Source organism: Mesorhizobium sp. M8A.F.Ca.ET.161.01.1.1 (assembly GCF_004792105.1).
Classification (GTDB): domain Bacteria; phylum Pseudomonadota; class Alphaproteobacteria; order Rhizobiales; family Rhizobiaceae; genus Mesorhizobium.
This window is the reverse complement of the sequence record NZ_SRTD01000565.1, coordinates 1-203: the sequence shown is the minus strand read 5'-3', so window position 1 is coordinate 203 and position 203 is coordinate 1. Positions and strand designations below refer to the sequence as shown.

1 pseudogene is annotated in these 203 nt (G+C 69.5%); it reads left to right on the top strand.

Features of this window, described 5'->3' with window-relative positions:
• A pseudogene (locus EN804_RS37840) lies at window positions 1-203 on the top strand (integrase); the annotation flags it as partial.

Here is a 203-nt window from a genome sequence, read left to right as displayed (position 1 = left end):
AAGGAGGTGCATCCGCTGTGGGGGCCAAAGAAGATCGTGGCGCGTCTCAAGCGCACGGCTCCCGAGCTGGTTTGGCCGTCGGCCTCGACGGTGGGCGCGATCCTTGCACGGCATGGGCTTGTCGGCGCCCGCAAGCGGCCACGTCTGCGAGCCTGTGGCAACGGACCGTGGCCGGAGCCGCAAGGGCCGAATGCGGTGTGGAC